The sequence below is a fragment of the Rhizobium sp. 32-5/1 genome, from assembly GCF_029537235.1.
GTDB lineage: Bacteria > Pseudomonadota > Alphaproteobacteria > Rhizobiales > Rhizobiaceae > Pararhizobium.
Genome location: NZ_CP120639.1, coordinates 439,883 through 460,846 on the forward strand (window position 1 = coordinate 439,883; position 20,964 = coordinate 460,846).

The 20,964-nt window shown below is 57.4% G+C and carries 13 protein-coding genes and 7 pseudogenes; 13 read left to right on the forward strand and 7 right to left on the reverse strand.

The genetic code is table 11. The features are described from left to right. The first annotated feature begins 4 nt into the window (after positions 1-4). The 5 genes and pseudogenes from P6U16_RS23715 to P6U16_RS23735 all read left to right on the forward strand — a co-directional run bounded on the left by P6U16_RS23715 (position 5) and on the right by P6U16_RS23735 (position 5,841). Complete coding sequence (locus P6U16_RS23715) at positions 5-697, forward strand: type IV secretion system protein (protein WP_277704722.1); 693 nt, start codon at positions 5-7, stop codon at positions 695-697. 2 nt (positions 698-699) lie between these two features. Continuing rightward, positions 700-1,509: a TrbG/VirB9 family P-type conjugative transfer protein gene (locus P6U16_RS23720; protein ID WP_277704801.1), complete on the forward strand. Its 810-nt coding sequence runs from the start codon at positions 700-702 to the stop codon at positions 1,507-1,509. Then, positions 1,509-2,761 (forward strand): annotated as a pseudogene (virB10, locus tag P6U16_RS23725) (type IV secretion system protein VirB10). The gene P6U16_RS23720 and the pseudogene virB10 overlap by 1 nt, the downstream one beginning before the upstream one ends. Continuing rightward, positions 2,727-3,752 (forward strand): annotated as a pseudogene (gene virB11 / locus P6U16_RS23730) (P-type DNA transfer ATPase VirB11). The pseudogenes virB10 and virB11 overlap by 35 nt, the downstream one beginning before the upstream one ends. After that, positions 3,749-5,841: pseudogene (locus P6U16_RS23735) on the forward strand (type IV secretory system conjugative DNA transfer family protein). The pseudogenes virB11 and P6U16_RS23735 overlap by 4 nt, the downstream one beginning before the upstream one ends. A gap of 459 nt (positions 5,842-6,300) precedes the next feature. Here P6U16_RS23735 and P6U16_RS23740 read toward each other — a convergent pair. From P6U16_RS23740 to P6U16_RS23755, 4 genes and pseudogenes are all read right to left on the reverse strand, one after another. Then, positions 6,301-7,027 (reverse strand): annotated as a pseudogene (locus P6U16_RS23740) (alpha/beta hydrolase). A 78-nt stretch (positions 7,028-7,105) separates the two neighbouring features. Beyond that, entirely contained in the window at positions 7,106-7,897 is a 792-nt protein-coding gene (locus P6U16_RS23745; RefSeq protein WP_277704723.1) for an SDR family oxidoreductase, read from the reverse strand. A 12-nt stretch (positions 7,898-7,909) separates the two neighbouring features. After that, positions 7,910-8,521 carry a hydrolase gene (locus tag P6U16_RS23750; RefSeq protein ID WP_277704724.1) on the reverse strand — a complete coding sequence of 204 codons (612 nt, stop codon included), beginning with the start codon at positions 8,519-8,521 and terminating at the stop codon, positions 7,910-7,912. 447 nt (positions 8,522-8,968) lie between these two features. Beyond that, positions 8,969-9,832: pseudogene (locus tag P6U16_RS23755) on the reverse strand (alpha/beta hydrolase); the annotation flags it as partial. 238 nt (positions 9,833-10,070) lie between these two features. Here P6U16_RS23755 and P6U16_RS23760 point away from each other — a divergent pair. From P6U16_RS23760 to P6U16_RS23770, 3 genes are all read left to right on the forward strand, one after another. Further along, the gene (locus tag P6U16_RS23760; RefSeq protein WP_277704725.1) at positions 10,071-11,021 is read left to right on the forward strand and encodes an AraC family transcriptional regulator; all 951 of its coding nucleotides are present in this window, start codon (positions 10,071-10,073) and stop codon (positions 11,019-11,021) included. Between the two features lie 139 nt (positions 11,022-11,160). Then, complete coding sequence (locus P6U16_RS23765) at positions 11,161-12,072, forward strand: AraC family transcriptional regulator (RefSeq protein WP_277704726.1); 912 nt, start codon at positions 11,161-11,163, stop codon at positions 12,070-12,072. A 143-nt stretch (positions 12,073-12,215) separates the two neighbouring features. After that, positions 12,216-13,004, forward strand: a complete 789-nt coding sequence (locus tag P6U16_RS23770; RefSeq protein WP_277704727.1) for an AraC family transcriptional regulator — start codon at positions 12,216-12,218, stop codon at positions 13,002-13,004. Positions 13,005-13,445: 441 nt separating this feature from the next. On the opposite strand, the gene P6U16_RS23775 is transcribed toward P6U16_RS23770, so the two are convergent. Continuing rightward, complete coding sequence (locus P6U16_RS23775; RefSeq protein ID WP_277704802.1) at positions 13,446-14,639, reverse strand: PAS domain-containing protein; 1,194 nt, start codon at positions 14,637-14,639, stop codon at positions 13,446-13,448. A gap of 533 nt (positions 14,640-15,172) precedes the next feature. Beyond that, a pseudogene (locus tag P6U16_RS23780) lies at positions 15,173-17,129 on the reverse strand (PAS domain S-box protein). Positions 17,130-17,560: 431 nt separating this feature from the next. On the opposite strand from P6U16_RS23780, the gene P6U16_RS23785 reads away from it, so the two are divergent. The 3 genes from P6U16_RS23785 (at position 17,561) to P6U16_RS23795 (ending at position 19,230) form a co-directional block, all read left to right on the forward strand. Next, positions 17,561-17,935 (forward strand): DUF2382 domain-containing protein, encoded by a 375-nt coding sequence (locus P6U16_RS23785; RefSeq protein ID WP_277704728.1) that lies wholly within the window; start codon positions 17,561-17,563, stop codon positions 17,933-17,935. Positions 17,936-17,952: 17 nt separating this feature from the next. After that, complete coding sequence (locus tag P6U16_RS23790) at positions 17,953-18,825, forward strand: YsnF/AvaK domain-containing protein (protein WP_277704729.1); 873 nt, start codon at positions 17,953-17,955, stop codon at positions 18,823-18,825. A 132-nt stretch (positions 18,826-18,957) separates the two neighbouring features. Next, on the forward strand, positions 18,958-19,230 hold the full coding sequence (locus P6U16_RS23795; RefSeq protein WP_277704730.1) for a hypothetical protein: 273 nt from the start codon (positions 18,958-18,960) through the stop codon (positions 19,228-19,230). A gap of 293 nt (positions 19,231-19,523) precedes the next feature. Here P6U16_RS23795 and P6U16_RS23800 read toward each other — a convergent pair whose 3' ends face one another. Continuing rightward, entirely contained in the window at positions 19,524-19,664 is a 141-nt protein-coding gene (locus tag P6U16_RS23800; RefSeq protein WP_277704731.1) for a hypothetical protein, read from the reverse strand. Positions 19,665-19,897: 233 nt separating this feature from the next. Here P6U16_RS23800 and P6U16_RS23805 point away from each other — a divergent pair, with 233 nt between their 5' ends. Beyond that, on the forward strand, positions 19,898-20,605 hold the full coding sequence (locus tag P6U16_RS23805) for an SOS response-associated peptidase (RefSeq protein ID WP_277704732.1): 708 nt from the start codon (positions 19,898-19,900) through the stop codon (positions 20,603-20,605). A gap of 4 nt (positions 20,606-20,609) precedes the next feature. Then, positions 20,610-20,929: pseudogene (locus P6U16_RS23810) on the forward strand (hypothetical protein). Positions 20,930-20,964: the final 35 nt, after the last annotated feature.

Consider the following 20,964-nt stretch of genomic DNA (forward strand, 5'->3'; position numbering starts at 1 on the left):
GGCTATGGCAGAGACAATTGATGAACGCCTACGAACCTATTACCAGAGCGGCGACATCTGGGAACAGGAAGTCGTCAAGAAGGCCAAACGATCACAAGCGCTCGCATGGTTTGTCACCACAATCTTCGGTGCGATCACGCTCGTAAGCCTTGCGACGCTCGCCATGCTCGTGCCTTTGAAGAGTTTCGAACCTTATATTGTCGAGGTTGACAAGAACACTGGCTATGTTGAGGTCAAGACCGGGCTTACCAGGCCGACCAACCTGACTGAGCAGCAGGCCATCACCCAGGCCAATATCGTTCGCTACATCCGGTCGCGAGAAGGTTACGACCCCTTTGCGATCGAGCAGAATTTCGCCATTGCGGCCCTTCTGTCAACGGGCAACGCGGCCCGCCAGCTGCAGGACCTTTACAGTGCCGCCAATCAACAAAACCCGGCAAGAGTCTACGGGCGCAACAAGCGCATAACGACGGAAATCGCTTCGGTCACCTTTCCCAATACGAGCACAAGTATCGTTCGATTCACCACTGTCGAGCAATCTGAAACGGAATCCATCCCACGTCACTGGATCGCCGTCGTCCGCTATCGCTATACCGACACTCCGGCAACCAACGAATGGCGTTTTGAGAATCCACTTGGCTTCCAGGTCTACGACTATCGCCGCGATCAGGAGACTGTGACCGAGGGCCGCCCCTGATGATTGTTCGCATTGTGCTCGCTGCCGCCCTGATAGCAATCAGATCTTTGGGAACTGCTTCTGCTGCGCAGACGCCAGCCTCGGGCCGGCTTGATCCAAGGGTCACCAGTGTCGTCTATCAGCCGAACAACGTTGTGCGCGTTTTCGCGACCTATGGCATCTCGACGATGATCACTTTCGACGAGGACGAAAAGTTCGAGACTGTCGCCCTCGGCGATACCGAAAGCTGGGATGTCGTACCGACCGACAGGGGCAACATCCTGTTCGTTAAACCGAAAGCCAAGAACGTCACCACCAATATGAATGTCGTCACGACAAAGCGGACCTATTATCTCGAACTCAACGACTATGCGCCTGAGGACGGCAGACAAGTCTTCGGTATCCGTTTCGTATATCCTGAGAAGAATCTCAACGCCTCGCTCCGTAAAGAGGCTGAGGCGCGCGCCGCCAATCCAAACATGGCTGGCATCGACAAGGCTAACGTCAACATTGACTATTCATTTTCCGGCGGCGGGAAGTTGAAGCCTGCGATGGTTTTCGACGACGGCAAGAAGACATTTTTCAAGTTCGGCGCGACCGTGCCGGCAGTCTTTGCAGTCAATGCTGATTTCTCTGAGACGCTGCGGAACTTCCGACGTGAGGGTGAATACATCGTCGTTGACGGCACCGCGACCCAATACACGTTGCGGGACGGCAACCAATGGACTTGCATCTTCAATTTGAAGAAGCCGGACTTCGGGGCACCTGACCCAGACATCATGGCACCGAGCTTTGAAGAGAAGGCTAAAACACGACGAAGGAGCGGAAACTGATGCAGCGCTCTCCAGAGCTCGAAGCAATGTTGGCGGGTGACGAGGTCGACGTCAGAGACAAGCGCATACGACGCAAGCAGTTGCTTGGGGGCGGCGCCCTGCTGTTCGGCGGAGCAGCGCTGGCCTATGTCGTGGTGTTTGCGCCCGAACAGCGCAGGCCGGAGAGCGTCAGAGGCGACGAAGAGTTCACTACAACCACGTTCCGTCCGCCATCGTTTCTGCGCGAAGGTGAGAAGCAGCCGGAAAAGGATCCTGAGCCAATCATCAAGCTGCCTGATCCCCCAGTCGAGGACAAAGAGGAGGAGCCCTCGGAGACGACGAAGTTCGATGTCCCTCCTCCGCCAGGCATCGTCGAAACCATTGATGAACCAGTCGTTCAGCCTGAAAAGGTGGAGGAGTTTCCGAAACGTTTCCTGTCAAAGCAGATGGTAGTTGACTCGACCAAGGCCGACGGGCGCGACACTTTAAATGCTGGTAGCACCGAGAGCGGATTAACGGTTGCGGGGGAAGATCGCAATAGCAAGTTTCTGGCGTCCGCCACTGCGATCGGCGACCGGTCTGCCAAGGCCCGTCAGATCGAACGCATCGATGCGATGATCCCCGAGGGAACCTTGATCTCCGGCATTCTGGAGACAGCGATCAACAGCGACTTGCCCGGCCAGATCCGCGCGATCACTTCACAGGATGTTTACTCATTTGACGGCCGCCGCATCCTGATCCCGACCGGAACAAGGCTCATCGGAGAATATCAGTCAGAGGTCACGCGGGGGCAGAAGCGCATTTTTGTCATCTGGACGCGCTTGCTGCGAGACGACGGCGTGACGGTTCGGCTCAACAGCATCGGCGCCGACAGCCTGGGACGATCCGGCCTGACAGGACTTATCGACAACAAATGGCGGGAGCGTTTCGGATCGGCAATCCTGCTTTCGATTGTCGGTGCAGGCTCCTCTTACCTGACAGGCTATAGCCGCAACCAATATGGTTCCGGCAGCAGCAACGATGGATCTTCGGATTCTGACCGCGCTGCAGAACTCGCCCGCGAGACAATTGCACAGACCTTCTCCGACATGGCCAACCAGGCACTGGCGGAGAACCTGAAAATTCCCCGACGATCAGCGTTCATCAGGGCGAGCGCATCTTCGTCTATGTCCGCCAGGACCTCGATTTCTCCGCCATGTATCCGGACCCGGTCGACGAAGCGCTGAAGGAAATCAAGCATGAGCGAGGCATTCGCCAAAATCAAAGCCGCTGATCATAGTCCTTACTATTTCCTGCGGCGATCACTCGACCCCGTTTCCAACTTTCTGTCCGATCCGACAGTGGTGGAAATCTCGGTCAATCGGCCAGGGCAGGTCTATATTGAACGGCTCGGCGCCGATGTGATGGAGCATCATGAAATTCCGTCGCTGACGGCGGCGGAGATCGAAAACATTGGTGAACGGGTCGCTGGCGCCACACATCAATTCATCAGCCGGGCAAACCCTATTCTATCAGCAGCCTTGCCGACGGGGAGCGAATCCAGATCGTCCTGCCGCCGGCGGCTGCCGACGGTGGCGCCATCTCGATCCGCAAGCAGGTGACGAGTGACTTCACCCTCGAAGAATACCGGGACAATGGCTCGCTGGAAAAAGTGTCGGTTGCCGTTGGTGGTCTTACCGATGTCGAACAGGCTCTGATCGAACATCTGAGAGCGGAGCGCATCTACGAATTCATCAGGTCTGCCATTCGAAATCGGATCTCGATCCTGATCAGCGGCGGGACGTCGACGGGGAAAACGACCTTTCTCAATGCCTGTCTCCGGTCGATCGACCCGTTCGAGCGCATTCTTACCCTGGAGGATACACGCGAACTGTTTCCGCCACAAAAGAACGCCGTCCATCTCCTGGCCTCGCGGGGAGATCAGGGCACGGCGCGGGTTACCATCCAGTCGCTGCTCGAGGCGTCGCTGCGGATGCGTCCAGATCGCTTGTTCGTCGGTGAAATAAGGGGTTCGAGGCTTTTGCCTTTTTGCGCGCCATCAATACCGGTCACCCAGGCAGCATGTCGACCGTTCATGCGGACACGCCCCTCGGAGCCTACGAACAGCTTGCGATGATGGTACAGCAAGGCGGAATGTCGGCAGGCTACTCCAAGCAGGATCTTATGTCCTACATCCAGATGGTCATCCCCATTGTCATCCAGTTGCGCCGCGAGGAGGCCGCAGGGGCGTCTCCGAGATCTACTACGCAAGGCACACGGCATGAGCAGGACATACCTTGCCGCATATCTGTTGTTATGCAGTCTCATCGCTGTTGCGGTCTGGATCATCGGCTATTCTTTGATCCTGCAGCTCGTCTACAAGGATAGTCGTATCCTTCAACTGACAGTCGCAGCCAACCCGTTTGCGCCGCTGCAGCAATTCTGGCTCTATTCAGGAAATCGTGCGCTCCAGATCGCCGCTGTAGGGGCGCTCCTTCCTGCACTTGTGGTGGCCACGGCAGCCGGAATGTTCGGCTTGCGCCGCCCATCCAACCCACTGGGAGACGCAGCGTTTCAGAATATTGCCGCAATCCGGAGCGGAAGGTGGTTTCGCAAGGACGGACACGTCTTCGGCAAAATGGGTCGAAATGTCCTCAGGCGGCTCGATGATCGGCATCATCTCGTCATTGGCCCGACCCGATCAGGAAAAGGGGTGGGATACGTCATCCCGAACACTTTGATGTTTCCGGGGTCGATGATCGTTACCGATCTGAAAGGTGAGATTTTCCAGCGAACCGCAGGCTACCGAAAGGCAAACGGACACCAAGTCTTCCTGTTTTCGCCGGGTGCCTCAAAGACCCATCGGTGGAATCCGATGGATTTCGTTCGGCAGGATCGCGGCAGCCGTACGATCGACATCCAGAACATGGCGAGCATTCTCATTCCTGAAACGCTCGGCTCCGACAATGCTATCTGGCAGGGAACTGCTCAGCAGGTCATTGCCGGGGTCATCAGTTATGTCCTGGAAAGCACCTACTACCGGAACCGTCGTAACCTTGGTGAGGTCAACAGCATCTTTAACTCAGGCGTTGACCTCCAGGTTCTGATGAAACTAATCAAGGAGAAGGAGCAGGATCTTTCAAGGTTCACGACCGACAGCTTCAACGCGTACATTTCCCTCAATGAACGGGCGGCCCGCTCTGCGCTGCTCGATATTCAGAAGGCGATGCAGCCGTTTCGCAATGAACGCGTGATTGCGGCCACCAATGTGACCGACATCGACCTTGCTTCGATGCGCCGGCGGCCAGTATCGATCTACCTGGCGCCAAATATCAGCGATGTGACCATTCTACGCCCCTCCTTACCTTGTTCGTGCAGCAAAGCATGGATCTCCTGACCCGCGATTTCGATCCAGGCGCCCTGCCTGCTTATTTTCTGCTGGATGAGTTTCGGCAGCTAAAGAGGATGGATGAGATCATGAACAAGCTCCCGTATGTAGCTGGTTATAATATCAAGATGGCCTTCATCATTCACGACCTCAAAAGCCTGGATGAAATCTATGGCGAGACGTCTCGCCATTCCCTTCTCGGCAACTGCGGTCTGCAACTCATTCTCGGTGCCAATGACCAGGCCACGGCCGAGTATGCCTCTCGCGCGCTTGGCAAGAAGACCATCCGCTATCAGTCGGAGTCTCGAACTTTGGAATTGATGGGGCTGCCCCGGCGGACGAAAGTTGAACAGATTCGCGAACGCGACCTGATGATGCCACAGGAGGTTCGTCAGATGCCGGAGGACCGAATGCTCCTGCTCGTGGAAGGGCAGAGGGCTATATTTGGACAAAAGCTCCGATTTCATGAAGAAGCTGGGTTCAGGACCGCAGCACAATACGCGGCTGAAAACCAGCCTACCGTCCCCGACGCGGAACTTGTTTCCCTGTTGCAGGTTCCGGCAGTTGCTGAGACCTATGGGGGTGTTTCGCCGCCATCAGACGGAGATCACGCGCAAGCTCCCGGCGAGGCGGCTGTTACCGAAATCCCAGTTGTCGTCGCCAAGGCATTGCAGTTGGCGCCGGACAGGAAGGGTCGAAACAATCCGGATTCAGGCTTCACTCAAGGACCTGCGGCCAGCCAGAATGACGAAGCCGCCGAAAAGATTGAGGCACGGCTAAAGCCTACTGCTGCACAGCTGCGCGCGACGATCGATGCAAAGCTAACGCAGGCAAATGGCGCCTCGGCGAGAAGCAGACAAAGCATCGTGGAGATCTTAAAGCAGACAGTTCCTGATCCAGCAGAAGCTTCCGCTGTCTCCTCCAGCAGATTGGATCGGAACAGCGCGATCATTTCCGGCGTACCGTCGACACCGGTAACGGCGTGACCACTGGCAACGAGATAACTGGCGATCGGAATACCTGATCCACATCAAATATCGAGGGCCCTCGCCCCGGGCTGGAGCAGGTTTAGGAGCCGGTCGATCCATGCGCGTCCGACAGTACGGTGCCTCGCGCAGTTGTCCAGGCGACGGCATGATGACGATAGAGCTCTATGACGCGGGTAGCTGGGTGGGCCACGCTCTCCAAGGTCGCCTAACCATCTTTTACGGTGTGACCGACCATACTCACATTCATCTCAGTTGAACCAAGATGCGAGGTAAGCGGTGTTTTCCTCGCACATTGACCAAGCTCGATTGGGCTTTCCGAAAAATGCCGCTACGACATTGATGGCAAGAATGCGCCACAAGCGGTCATCGGATAGCTTCGCGTTGACGGATGTTGGCTCGGCTCTAAAAGCGCCGAGTTTGGAGCTGCTCGCTGTAGTCGTCATCACAATACCTGTTCTAATCGGCAGCGCCTGCGTTCAAAATTACTTCAGCCACCCTTTCAGGCTGCGATAACATCACCACATGGCTCGCCGATAGCTCTGTGGTCGTCGCCTTGATCGCCTTTGCCATGGCCTCTTGGGCGGCGGGAGCAATCATACCGTCCTGTGTCGCCACCACGTACCAACTCGGCTTCGTTTCGTAGGCGGCTAGTCTTCTCGTCGAAGATGCCGGAGAAGGCAGGTCCCTGGGTCGCCGCGGTGATGCGAATTTCCGCGGGTGAAAGGTCCTGCGCAAAATACTTCGCAACTGCCTCGTCGCTCAGGCGAAGGTAACCTGCGCTGTCCGGTTGGAGTTGAGCAAGCCACGGCGCTGGAGGCTGCCCGTTGCCGAGGTCGTTGATCGACACGCCTTTGGGCGGCGCGAACGCGGCGACATAGACCAGCGCTTTCACTTTGTCGTCGACGCCTGCCTGAGTGATGACCACGCCCGCCCAGGAGTGGCCTACGAGAATGACCGAACCCGGCTGGGCATCGATGACCCTTTTCGTTGCATCGACATCGCCTGCCAGCGAATTGAGCGGGTTCTGGACCGCAACTACGCGCAAGCCCTTGGCTTCGAGAAGCGGAATGACTTTGCGCCAACTCGAGCCGTCGGCGAACGCTCCGTGCACGAGAACGACAGTTGTCGGATTCGGCATCGAAGCAGCCTGGGCGTCGGAGTGGCCGAGCGTTGCGGCGAGCATGGTCGCGGCGGCACCGATTAGAGAGGATTTGGACATAGCAGCTTCCTTGGGGGTAGTTGGAGCAAAATGACAAAGGGCTCAGAGGGTATCGATAACGCCGCCGTCTACGCGAACGGCCGCTCCTGTCGTGGCGGACGCGAGCGGCGACGCTAGATAGGTCACGAGGTTGGCGACCTCGTCGACGCTGGCGGCGCGCTGTATGATGGAGGTGCTGCGGTGTTGTCTCACGAAGCTGGCAGCGACCTGCTCGATCGGCAGACCCGTCTTTGCTTGCTCGTCTGCGAGCATGGATTCGACGCCCTTGGAGAGCGTGGGGCCGGGAAGGACCGAGTTCACGGTGACTCCCGTTCCCGCCATTCGCTTGGCGAGCCCTCTGGCAACGGCGACATCTGCGGTCTTCGTAACTCCATAATGGATCATGTCGACCGGGATGTTGAAGGCGGATTCAGATGCCAGGAAGATCACTCTGCCCCAGTCCCGTCGCCGCATTCCCGGAAGATAAGCCCGGGAAAGCCTTACGCCCGACATCACGTTAACCTGCCAATGTCTATCCCACACGTCATCTCCGGCGTCGAAGAAGTCGATTGGTTGGAAGATCCCTGCATTGTTGATCAGAATATCGAGGTGAGGAACCTCGGCGACGAGTGCCGCGCACCCCTCCGCGGTCGAAACATCCGCGGCGACGGTCTTAATGGTACTGACCGAAAGCTCGGCCGTGAGGCGTTTGGCCGCAGACGCGGTCTTGTCTTCCGAGCGGCCGTTGACCACGACCTGAGCGCCAGCTTTCGCAAGCTGGCGCGCGATCGCGTAGCCGATGCCCTCAGTTGAGCCGGTCACCAGGGCCGTTTTGCCTGTGAGATCGATTTGCATGATATGGCTCCCTCAATGGCCTTCGATTGCGAACAGGATTTCGGCGAAGCTTGGAACCGTCTTCTCCCGGTTCCAGTCGCGTTGGAGCTCGCAAATAAGCTGAACCCACGAGACGGGTTTCGCACCCGCTTGGATCAAGCGTTCGACGCCGAGATCATGCGCCTCGTGCGAGGTGCCGCCGACGCAGTCGATGACGGGATAGACCTCAAACCCTTCATTGATCGCATCGAGCGCCGGATGCACCAGGCAGACTTCAGTCCAAAGCGCAGCCATGATGAGCTTCGTGCGTTCGGTGGCCTTCACAGCCTTATTGAAGTCTTCGTCCTCCCACGCATTGATCGACGTGCGATCGATCGGGGCGACCCCTGTCAGAACATCGGTGATCTGATGGATGGTCGGTTGGTTCCGTCCGGTTGCCACATTCACTGTCGAAAGAACGACGGGCATTTCGTAGAGCTTGGCGATCCGCGCCAGCGCTGTGATGTTGGCGACCAGCTCGCGCTTCGGGCGTGAGGCGATCGACGACACTTGTACCGGCTGGAAGTCGATAATAACGATGGCTGCGTTATTGGGCGTGAGAAGATGGTCCTCGCACGGGTCGCGCGGTTTGGCGAAAGAAGTCATGTTCCCCTCCTATTGATTTTCGGACGGCGCATCGGCGGCGTCGACATAGTGGGTGTCGGATGGTCCAAGCCCCGTTATGAAGACCACGGCAGGTTTGTCCTTCGTGAACGCGAAATGCTCGACGTTTGCTGGCTCGGTATAGAAGCCGCCTGGCCCGAGGACAGACGCGGCCTTATCGCTCGCTTTCGGTCCGTAGCCGAAGTGCCATTCGCCGGAAACCACCAGCGCGGTCCTGTTGTCGCGATGAGTGTGGGACGCGATCTTAGTGTTCGCTGGCACATGGAGCTCGATGGCGTAAGGTCCGGCTTCTTTCGGGTCACCTGATAGTACGATCATCTCCACTCCCTTGAGCTTAGACGTGCCTGCTCCCGCCTCGTCGCGGCCAAGCACGGCCACCTCGTCGGCGGTAAGGCGAACCTGTGGCAGTTCACCGGGGGCCGTGCTCGCCAGGAAGGCGCGGATGGTGGCAACCGTTGCTTTGGGCTGTTCTTCCATGAGCCAATGTCCAGAGTCGGCGATGACGGCTTGGCGCACGTTGTCAGCGGCAAACCGCATCACAAATGCCATCGTCGGCCCGAATGAGTGATCTCCACCGACAGCTAGGACCGGCATCTGTAAACGCCCGGACTCGAGTGCGGCTCGGTTGTCGACCGCGTCTTGATCGAATGCCGCGAACTGCTGGAACCCGGCATGCATTCGTCCCGGCTTCGAGTACAGCTCGGCATAGTGCGCGCGCGCAGCTTCGGTAAAGCGGGAGGGCTTCGCCGAGAACTCGTTCCAGAACCTATCGAGATAGACGCGCTCCCTTCCTTCCACGAGGCGCTCCATGTCGCGCCCGCCGAAGCGGAAATGCCAGAGCAGCGGGTTCTTCAGAACCTCTTCCCATGGTCCGATGCCAGGGACAGGAGCATCCATCACAACGAGACTTTTCGTGCGGTCGGGATGGGCCTTTGCAAATGCGTAGGCGACCATATTTCCAATATCGTGGCCGACGACATCAGCTTCACCTACTTTAAGCGCATCAAGGATGCCCGCGAGGTCTTCCGCCTGGTTGACCTTGGCGAAGCCCTCCGTCTCCACCGCCGATAATCCCATCCCGCGCAGATCAGGCGCGATCACGGTATGGTCTGCCATCAGCTCTTCGGCCAGCGGAGCCCACATGTCCCCGGTGTCGCCGTAGCCGTGCACCATGAGGACCGCCGGGCCTTTGCCGCCGATTCTCACGTGGATTGTTGTGCCGTTCGTTCTGATCGCTTCCGTCCTGAAGGATTTGGGAAAGACGAACGACTCCGCCAGTGCGTCGCCGCTCATGACGACGCAGGCAACCATTGCAAGAAGTATCTGCTTCATTTGGAACTACCCTCCGTTTGCAGGCGGGAATTGACGCAGAACGGCGGGGGAAAATATTGACGATTGTTGTCTTCCTTAGTCCAAAATGCGCGTCATCGAAGTGACAACGGTCCTGGCATCGAGCAATCGCTTTCATAGGTTCAATATCCGACAAAAAGGACAAGATTGTTCAAGACGGAGGTGACTGACCGATGTAATCATGTGGCTGACGACCCTGTATTTTTCGAAGAGGGAAAGCGTGCGATCCGATCTTGCGATAAGTCCGGACTTCGTAAGCCATTTCAAAACGGCTTCGGTTTCGAGTTTGCTCGCCGCCGGGCCCAAGAAATCACGCTTGTTCGTCTCTCGTGTGCGCAGGGACACTCCCGGTTATGGTCTCGCGCCGCCCCAGGGACATCAGTTCGGCGCGGTCTTCGCCGTCCTCCTGCAGCTAAAGGAACAGACCAACCGCGAACTTTTCATTGACGGCAAATGCGTCCATCGCGGGTCCTACGCTGCCCGCACGACCAGCATCGTCAACTTCCTCGAAAAGCCGGTCGCAAATCTGCTCAGTCCTTTCGACAACCTCATCTTCATTGTTCCGCAGGCGGCGCTTGACGAGATCGCAGAAGAAACAGGAGTGCGTCGGATAGACCAACTCAGGTGCGAGCGCGGCGGCGTCTTTGATGAGACGGTCTGGCACCTCGGCAACGCGCTTCTCCCCGCGCTGGAGCGTCCACACGAAATCGGCCCGCGTTACGCCGACCAGATGATGCTAGCCATCAACACGTATTTCGCCCAGACCTTCGGCGACATGCGGGCTGGTAAGTCCACCACCGGAAGATTGGCCGACTGGCAATTGCGGCGCGCCAAGGAGGCGATGACTTCCATCGCCGAGGAAGACCTGTCGTTGGCCGAACTGGCGAGGCATTGCGGGCTGTCGGTGAGCTACTTTGTTCGCGCCTTCAAGATGACGACGGGTGATCCTCCCCATCGATGGATGTTGCGCGAACGTGTGGAGCGTTCGAAGGGATTCCTGGCGCATGCAGACGCAAGCCTGGCCGAGATCGCGGTGGGTTGCGGCTTCGCAGATCAAAGCCATTTCACCCGGATGTTCAAGTCATTCGTCGGCGTCACCCCGGCGGCTTGGCGGCGGGCGATGAAATCTTGAGGTGCGAGCCGCGATGTGGTTCGTTTCCAACAAAGCTAACGATGTTCAAGTTGGGAGACTTGCATCGCGTTAGTTTCGAAACGGGGGCGAAACTCGATCCCATGATCGAGGGCTGGCCAAAGAAAAACGGAGGCGTTGCGTGAATGCCGATCCAGCCTACGGTCAGAACTTCGTAAGCCCGTTCAAAGCGGATTCTGTTTCGCAATTGGTCGTCTCCGGCCCGCGGAAGTCGCGGTTGCTGGTCTCACGTTTGCGGAGGGACACGCCGGGGCATGGGTTGGTGGCTGCTCCGCAACATGAAGGGGGCCGCGTATTCTCCGTCCTCCTACAGTTGCGGGAGCAGACCAATAGAGAGCTTTTCCTCGATGAGAAATGTGTGCATCGGGGATCGTATGCGGCCCGGACGACAAGTATCGTCAACCACATCGAGAAGCCTCTCGCGAACCTGTTGAGCCCGTTCGACAACCTCATGTTCACGGTGCCCCAAACGGCCCTCGACGAAATAGCCGACGAACGGGGCGTCACCCGGATCAATCAGCTCCACTGTCCACCCGGCGGCGTATTCGACGAGACCATCTGGCACTTGGGCAATGCATTACTTCCGGCTCTGGAGAGGCCTCATGAAGTCGGCTCTCTTTACGCCCAGCAAGTGATGCTCGCCATCAACACGTATTTCGCGCACACTTTCGGTGGCTTGCGGCCCATCAGAGACGCGAACGGCATGCTGGCACCGTGGCAGTTCCGTAGAGCCACGCAGATGATGACCTCGCTTTCCGACGACGATCTGTCGCTCAAGGAACTGGCATCTCAGTGTGGATTGTCCGCGAGCTACTTCGTTCGCGCGTTCAAGGCTACTACGGGAGACTCCCCGCACAGGTGGATTCTGCGTCACAGGATCGAGTGTTCCAAGGCAATGCTTGCCCACGGAGAGGCGTCCTTGGTGGACATTGCCGCGAGCTGCGGATTCGCGGACCAGAGCCACTTCACACGCATGTTCAAATCGTTTGTCGGCATTACCCCCGCCGCGTGGCGACGGTCTGTCAAAGCATGATTGCTACAATCGAGAAACAACAGGAGCAGAAATTGGAATCCGACCACCAATATGCACAGAGGCAAGTTCGGCAGTTCAAGACAGACGCCCTTTCGCAGATCGTGGCGTCCGGTCTCGGGAATTCGAAACTGCTTGTCTCTCGGGTGCGGCGTGACGCGCCTGATCATGGCTTCGCCACGCCGACGCGGCCGGATTCCGTCTACTCGATCCTCGTCCAGCTCAGAACGCAGGAACGCAGGGAACTTTACCTCAATGATAGACTCGCCCACCAAGGTGCGTTTCCAGAGCGGACCGTTTCGGTCGTCGACCACTGGCAAAGACCAAAGGCCAATCTTCTAAGTGCGTTTGACACCATCATATTTACCGTGCCCCAATCGGCACTCAACGAGGTGGCGGAGGACCAAGGAGTGCGGCCGCCCGAAACGCTCGCCTGCGAGGTCCAAGGGAGATTTGACGACACGCTCTGGAGCCTTGCGCAGTCTCTCTTGCCTGCGCTTGAGCGACCCGAAGAAGCCGGATTGATGTATGCGGAGCGGGTGCTGCTCGCCAGCACGACCTACTTCGCCCACGCTTTTGGCGGAATGCGCCCTCCGGCAGATGCGGGACACCGACTGTCTGCAAAGCAGGTCGACTCGGCGCTTGACCTTATGCATGACCATTTTGGCACCGATCTTTCTCTGTCGGTCCTGGCGGCGGAGATGAACCTCACCGCAAGCCAATTCGCGCGGGCGTTCCGACGAACGACTGGAAAAACGCCGGATGGATGGATGCGGCTTCATCGTATCGAGCAAGCCAAGACCATGATGCGCCACAGCTCGACGCCGATCGAGCACATCGCCCTGCTGTGCGGCTTCGCGACCTCGGGACATTTTACACGGATTTTTCGGACGTTGTCGGCTCCACGCCTGAGGCTTGGCGCAGGCAGGTCCTGAACTAAAATCGTGGCGGGTGCGGGACGGCAGCTTTGGGCCAACTCGGGCCATGGCCATACGTCTCCCTCGCGCCAATAGGAGACATGGACTGCTTCGATGTTGGAGGCTGGAATGGGGCCGGAGGCGGACGGTCTTGTTATAAACCCAGCATTTAGCGAAACGGACATTCGCGCTTGGTAGGCGCATAGTCACTTGCGGCCCATTGCAGACCTCCATCACCCGACCAAATACTGCACCGCACCTGCCGCATTCCCGACATTCGTCAGTCACGCAGCATTTTTGATGGATGAATGTCGGCACGACGGGCGGAGCGGCCTACTCCAATTTTTTGCTGGAGTATCCCCGCTCGAAGTTGCCATATATATATATCGGCAGGCAATCCCACGTCTGGAAGTATCAGGACGCGGTCGGTCACTCATCACAGCATTGGCTGCGAAGAGATCAGGCGGCCAATGCTCTTGTCCCTCTTGTCTCGGCCGCATGGGCCTCCAGAAGATCGCCGGAGCGTTTCGACAGATCGAAGTTGAGGGCCTGGATTTCGGTCAGGCCTTCACTCAGAATCTGCTGGAACGAATCAAGGTCGATGATCAGGTCGTTCAAAACGCTGCTGCTCAATCGCCCGGCTTCGATCTTGCCCATGATACGAACGGCGGCAAGACCGGAGGTCAAACGCTTTATCTCATCCATTCCCTCGGCAAACGCTCCAAGTTCCTGTTGAATGCTCACCAGGTTCTCCAAGTTTGTCAGAGCTTTGGCAGAATAGAGCGCGCGCTGTCGATTCAGGTGCTCCATTTCGTTGGCATGATCGATCTCCGAGGCTTTGCCTTCCTTGGCGAAGGCGTTGGCAATTTCTTCCTGCATATGGGATGTCGCAAACAGGAAAGCACCCTCGCGAATCGTATCTGCGACCTGCCTTGCGGCGTCTAAGAAACCGCCAAGCGCCAACCGTATTTCCTCCGCCAGCAGGCTGTAATTGTTCGAGATCCTGCCAATCGCTGCGCCATCTTTTCCGAGTTGCCCGGCCTGGATGATGAGATTGAGAGGAACAAAGCGGAAGTCGTGATATGTTCCGGCGACAGCAGCGGCAGTCTCCAGCAGTTTTTCGGACGCAAGCACGAGATCCTGAAACAGGCTGATTGTGCGCTGAGGCTCAATCTCAAGCACTTTGTCACGGGCAAGCATCTCGGAAATGAGGGCCTTTGTCATAAAGATCTCATAGCCTCTAAATCCGAGTTCGTTCAACCGCTTCAGCAGCACTTCGGCGCTTCTTGCGGGAGTCAATTCCTCGTCTTTTTCGGCTTGGAGCAGGGTGCGGTATTCCTGCTGAACCCCGGCAAACAGCGCGCTGCTGGGCTTAAGCCGCACCGAGAGGTAGCCATCTTCGATCGGCGTTACAATGGCGAAGACCCAGTAATAGCGGCCATCCTTGGACCGATTCTTGACATAGGCGCCTACCGGTAATCCCTTGCGGATCCGATCCCAAAGCAGCCAGAAGACGGCTCTCGGCATATCCGGATGACGAATGATGTTGTGCGGCTTTTCGAGGAGCTCATCCCACTCAAACTGACTGACGCGCTGAAAGACGGTGTTGCCCGATGTGATTTTTCCACGGCTGTCGGTGCGGGAAAAAACAATTCGTCAAATCCGAAAGGCGACTCATGCTCAGTGGATTTTTGCGGAGCTTTCGAAATCTTGGTAACCATCAGAACACCTGCCTTTTCATTACCGAATTGAACCGCAAAAGGACCCCTTCGGCCTGATCCAGTTAGATATGCAAGCTCTTGCAGATAATAATATCCATCCTCTTAACCGAGATCCCCCAGATGGGTTTTTCGTAGCGCTGTGACCACTTGGCAAATAGTATGACCAGACGCGTCCAATCCGACGCCCTCAATGGATACCGTTTACCGCCCGACGTAATTGACTTTATTGCCACCATCCTATCCCAACGCGAAGGCGCGATTTTGCCTCTTTGCGATCAAAGTCCATCGCGTATCGCGATTATCAAATTCCGCTTGTCGAAAGTTGGAGGAATGCTTCTTCTGTTGGGCGGCGAATGTCTGATCCGGGGAAACTGCGGTCACGGCTTCGCAACCGCGGCAAATGGCGGCTTTCCGCCCTGTCAGGACTTTGGTGATCTTGCGGTGCGAGGAAGCCAGCGATCGCGGTCATGCTGCGGGCTGCGATCCTCTCCGCTGGCTACGATCGATCATCTCCGAGAGCTGGTGCTGGGAAAACGGTTTCGGTATCAGAGGCAGCGCAGGGTTGGCACCGAATGGTAGCTTCGGGTACCCGGTTGCAAGGATGATTGGGAGCGAAGGACGGATGTCCCAGGCAATGTCAGCAAGTTCCGACCCGTTCATGAGCGGCATGGCATAGTCAGTCAGAACCAGATCAATTTGGGGATCATCCCCGATGAGATAGAGCGCCTCTTCTCCAGACGTTACGGTCATCACGGTATGGCCGAGGGCCTTCAGCATCAGCACGGTGTTGCGGAGGACCAGTTCATCATCATCTATGGCGAGAATGCGATATCCTCGCGCGCCTGCTGCAAGCCCCATATTCTGTTTCGCCTCCAGCGGAGCCTCGAGTTCCATTGCGGCAACTGGAAGCCAGAGTTCTACGACGGTTCCCGCTCCGGTCGCGGAACGCAGCACGAGCTTGCCGCCGGAATGCTCGAGAAGCGTTGCCACCATGGCGAGACCGAGACCGGTTCCCTTCCCGGCTGGTTTCGTGGTGAAGAAGGGTTGGGTGGCGCACGCCAACGTCTCGGCGCTCATGCCCGCTCCGGAGTCACAAACGCTTAGACACACGTAATTGCCCACCGGGAGACTCGGCCGCTCACCCTCTCGGACCTTATGTTCTTCCGCCTCGATAATGAGGGAACCGCCATTTGGCATTGCATCGCGTGCATTGACAGCCAGGTTGAGAAGCGCGCTCGATAACTGGTTCGTGTCACTTCGCACTTGCGGCAGGTCCGTTGGTACCTTGATTTCCAGCCTGATCATAGGTCCGATCGATCTGGCCATCAGGTCCGCCATGCCGTTGACGAGAAGACCAGCGTCAAGCGCTTGAAGGTGTGTCTGCTCCTGGCGAGAAAATGCGAGCATTCGCTCGATGAGAGCGGTCCCGCGCTTTCCGCTCTGAATTGCGTTGTCCAGCAGTTGCGTCACCTCGGGCGACGGTGGTATGCGGTTCTGCAGCATCTCCAGGCTGCCAAGCATGACCATCAGCAAATTGTTGAAGTCATGCGCGAAGCCTCCGGTCAGCTGACCAACGATCTCCACCTTCTGAGATTGGAAGAGTTCATTCTGTTTAACGTCGAGAGCTGTCTGAGCCGCCATCTTCTCGGTGATGTCGCGTGTTGCCTTAGCGAAGCCAACGAGTGTGCCAGTATCTTCGCGCATGGCGTCGATGATCACATTCGCCCAATATCTCGTTCCGTTTTTGCGGACCTGCCAGCCTTCCTTTTCGAAGCGGCCGTCTCTGGTCGCTGTCGCAAGGACTTCCAAATGCACTCCGGCGGCGATGTTCTCAGCCGTGAAAAACCTTGCGAAATTCTCGCCAATGATCTCTTCCGCGGTGTAACCGCTGATCTGTTCCGCGCCTGCGTTCCAAGTGGTGACGTATCCATGGGGATCGAGAACATAAATCGCATAGTCCGTGACACTTTGAATGATTAACCTGAATTGAGCCTCGCTTGTAGCCAGTTCGGCTTCAGCAAGTTTTCGTTCGGTAAGGTCCCTGGCCACCTTTGCAAAGCCGATGAGTTCGAGTTGTTCGTTGAAGACCGGGTCGATGACGACATGCGCCCAGAACCTAGTTTGATCCTTGCGAAGCCGCCATCCCTCGGATTCGAACCTGCCCGCGATCGCCGCTGTCTGTAACGCGATTTCGGGCAATCCAGCTGCTCTGTCTTCCTCGCTGTGGAAAATAGAGTAATGTTCACCTAAAATCTCCTCTTCCGTATAGCCGTTGCAGCGCTCTGCTCCGGTGTTCCAGGACATCACATATCCGCCGGAATCGAATGTAGATGGCATAATCGGTGATCGCGTCTACGAGCATGCGGTAGCGTGCCTCGATCATCGTGCTTTGACGATCGTGGAGGTGTACGGTTTCATTCATATGAAGCCACCTTGCAGGCTTGACCTTGGATGCCGTCCCGCTGCGCACTAGACTGCGCAATAAGAGACGTGGACCCCGGATGCTTGCCGTATCACTATACACGTTTTAGGGGAACGTTGTGGAAGTATGAGCGCCTGACGGCATCAACCCGGATGACGCATCGAAAAGCTGACGCAGCCGCGGCCCGCCGATGGCCCTCCATCTTCCATGCCCAACCGTCGAGAACGTATCTGACGCGCGTCCCATCCGACATCTGTTCTTAAAAAACCTATGCTGCGAAACCTAATGCCAAGCTGATTGCAGCCTTTGTATTCGGGTCCGATCTCCGGCTATCAGGACCGCCGGTTTATCCCCTGTGGAGCGATATCGTTTGGTCGACACGGAACATTACCGAATCCCCGGTGTTCTATCCCCGCAAGTAGGCGGTGGCAATGTCAGACCAGAACGACAACAGAATAGAGCTCATCGAAGAAAGCGTCAGCGTCGAGAAGGAATGCGTCTTGACCGGACGTGTCCGCGTTTCGACATCCAGTACCGCGGTCGAAGAGCTGGTGCAGGCGACATTGGCAGGAACACGCGTCGAAGTCACCCGGGAGCGCATCGACCGCGAGATCACCGCGGTACCAGAACCCAGAGTGGAAGGTAACACGACTATCATCCCCGTCGTCGAAGAAATCGTGATCATCGAAAAGAAGCTTGTCCTCGTTGAGGAGATACGTGTCCGGCAGATCGCGACGTCGGAAGACATCGCACTGCCCGTCACGTTGAGAAAACAGACCGCCATCGTCGAGCGTATTGACGAATAACCGCAGGAGAAAACACCATGTCCTATGCAGAACAGAACACCGTGCCGTCCCACTCGAACACCATCACGGCATTCTACGACGACCGGGCCGAAGCAGATCGTGCGATCGAGAGACTCGCGGAGGCTGGCATTCCCCGCTCAGCTATCCAGATCATCGCCGACAACAGCGGCGATACGACCGCCACCGCGCACGAGAGCAAAGGCTTCTGGGCCGCCCTTGGTGAGTTTTTCATGGCGGACGACGACCGTAACACCTACGGAGAGGGCATCCGTCGCGGCGGCTACCTTGTGACGGTTTCTGGCTATCCCTTGGACCTGCATGATCGCGCGCTCGATATTCTCGACGACGAAGGGAGCATCGACATTGACGAACGCTCCAAGGCTTGGGAATCCGAAGGCTGGTCGCGTTCGGGCTCTAACGAGTCGTTCGCGTCGTCTTCTTACGACAGAACCAGCGGTACCGCACGCTCGTCCACGCTTGAAGGCGACAACGAGGAAGTCATCCCTGTCGTCGAAGAAGAACTACGGGTCGGCAAGCGCGACGTGAACAATGGACGCGTCCGTGTTCGTTCCTACGTCACCGAGACCCCGGTTAGCGAAAGCGTCTCCCTGCGTGACGAAGACGTGGAAGTTACTCGCCGCACGGTCGACCGCCCGCTGACGGGCGCCGATAACGCATTCGTCGATCGCACGATCGAGGCGGAAGAGCACCGCGAAGAAGCTATCGTGTCGAAGGACGTGCGCGTCGTCGAAGAGATCGCCCTCAAGAAGACGGCGGAGCAGCGTCAGGAGACGGTTTCCGATTCGGTTCGCAAGACCGAGGTTGAAGTGGAAGATGATCGCACGGGTGGGGTGAGGAATATTGGTTCGAGCGGCATCCCCCGCGACTAAATCTCGCCGTCTAGGCAACATATAAGAGCCGCCGGGATTTCCCGGCGGTTTTTTTATAGATGATTTCTTGCCAATTACGGTTAACGCGATCTTTACGCACGCGAGCAATTCTTGTCCTCGAAGGAGAATGAGATGCGCAATATTGAAATTCTCGATGATGTGCGGCTCCGCTTTCCGGGTCGCGATGCCGAGTTCGATCTCGGATTCGAGGTCGGTGCGGTTAGCGTACTTATGGCTCAAGGCCAAGCGCTGATCGAGCGCGAGTTGTCCGACGGCGCGGTAGAGCAATTGCGGCCCATCTCTGACAGGTTCGGTTACGCGCTCGTTGCAACGGAAACCGTTACCGGTATGTCCTGCGTCTCGCTTTCTCCCAAATCCCGTCGCCCGCTTCTCCGAATTGTCTGAAGCATACCAGCGTCGTTCAGCCGAACCTGGGCAGTTATCCGCTTTCTGCCGAAACAAATGCGTCGTTGACGGCTTTTGAAGAAGTTTTATGGACTTGACCCATCCTCGGGCAATTTTGCCTCCGGCACGCCTTGTTCAAAGACCTAATGGATGCCTCTTTCGAATCTTGATCTATGAAGTTGAAGACTGATCAGTCGGCGCCGCAGGCCAATCATTGGCTGGCTCTTCCACGACGGCGACATCCAGTTCTCGTTCCTCTTCCAGTACCGACAGGCGCGCATTCGCGGCATCCATCACAGCCGTGAGAACTCGACGCGCTGCCACCCCACTGTGTGGGCCTCCTCGACAAGAAGCTGCACCGTAAAATCCACGGCCTGATCGAGTTCTGTTTTCCGTTCGGGATGTTCGGGCGGCTGGGTCGGAGGATCGATCATCGGCTGTGCTCCTGGTAGGGGACGAGGTCGCGGCGGACGGGTTGGGCGCTCGCCTGGCGTTTCGTTGCCCGCATCGAGAAATCGGAAAAACCGATGCGTTCGCCGTCTCTGTCATGTCCGATTGACACGCCGCGACCTCGGCTTGGAAACCAAGGATGAGCGCAATGGTTCCTTCGACGCCGTTGATAGTCGCGCGGTGCGGTCTATCTTGCTTGGCAGAACGGGAGGCAGGCATGTGCAATCTGTACAATTTGACGAGCAATCAGCAGGCCATCCGTGATTTCATCGACATCACCCGGTACCGAGAAGGCAACCTTCCGCCGTCGGTGAATGTCCACCCCGACCGCCTCGGACCGATAATCCGCGTCGACAGTGACGGGGAACGAGAGATGACGATGTCTACCTGGGGCATGCCGACCCCCGAGGAACATCTCGACGGCAAACCCGACAAGGGAGTGACCAACGTCCGCAAGACGTTTATTCCGCATTGGCAACAGTGGCTCGGTGTGGAACACCGTTGCCTGGTCCCGGCGACAGCCTTCAGCGAATACGAACAGGTAGCCGACCCGGAGACTGGCAAGAAGCCTCTTCGATGGTTCGTCGTCAACGAGGAGCAGCCTCTGTTCATGCTGGCGGGCATCCATACGATGTGGACCGGTGCGCGCGGACCGATCAAAGCGCCGCGACTGGGCGATCACGACATCTATGCGTTCCTTACAACGAACCCCAACGAGATCGTGAAACCGATCCATCCGAAGGCCATGCCTGTTCTACTGACGACGCGGGAGGAGTGCGAACTCTGGATGACAGCGCCGTGGAAAGAGGCGAAAGCGCTTCAGCGTCCCCTCCCAGTTGATATGATGTTGGTCCTGCCACGTTACACGGCCGTTGGTGGCTTGGGCGGCCATCCGACCCAAGCGGCTGATTTGTTCTCGGAATAGCTCCGTGACGACGAAGGACAAGGCATACCCCGACACGCCCGACGGCCGTTACTTCGTCGTCCGCCGGAGGCTATGGCGGCGAAGCAATCCGGCGCTCGACGAAGAAACCCGTGAAAGTCTGGTCAAAGACCTGATGTCCGCCCGGCGTGCTGTCCGCGATGCCAAAGGCGAAAAAGTTGCGACGGGGAAGCCCGGAGCCGGGTCGACCAAGCGAATGTCGCTCTCGGCGAGCGTGGCCCCGTGTGGTGGGATGACGGGGAACCCGACTACAACAGACACCTCGCCAAGAATACACCGTATGCGGCCTGGTTCGCGGCACTTTAGACGCCTGCCCGCGCAGTAGCGATGGATGTCCCGAT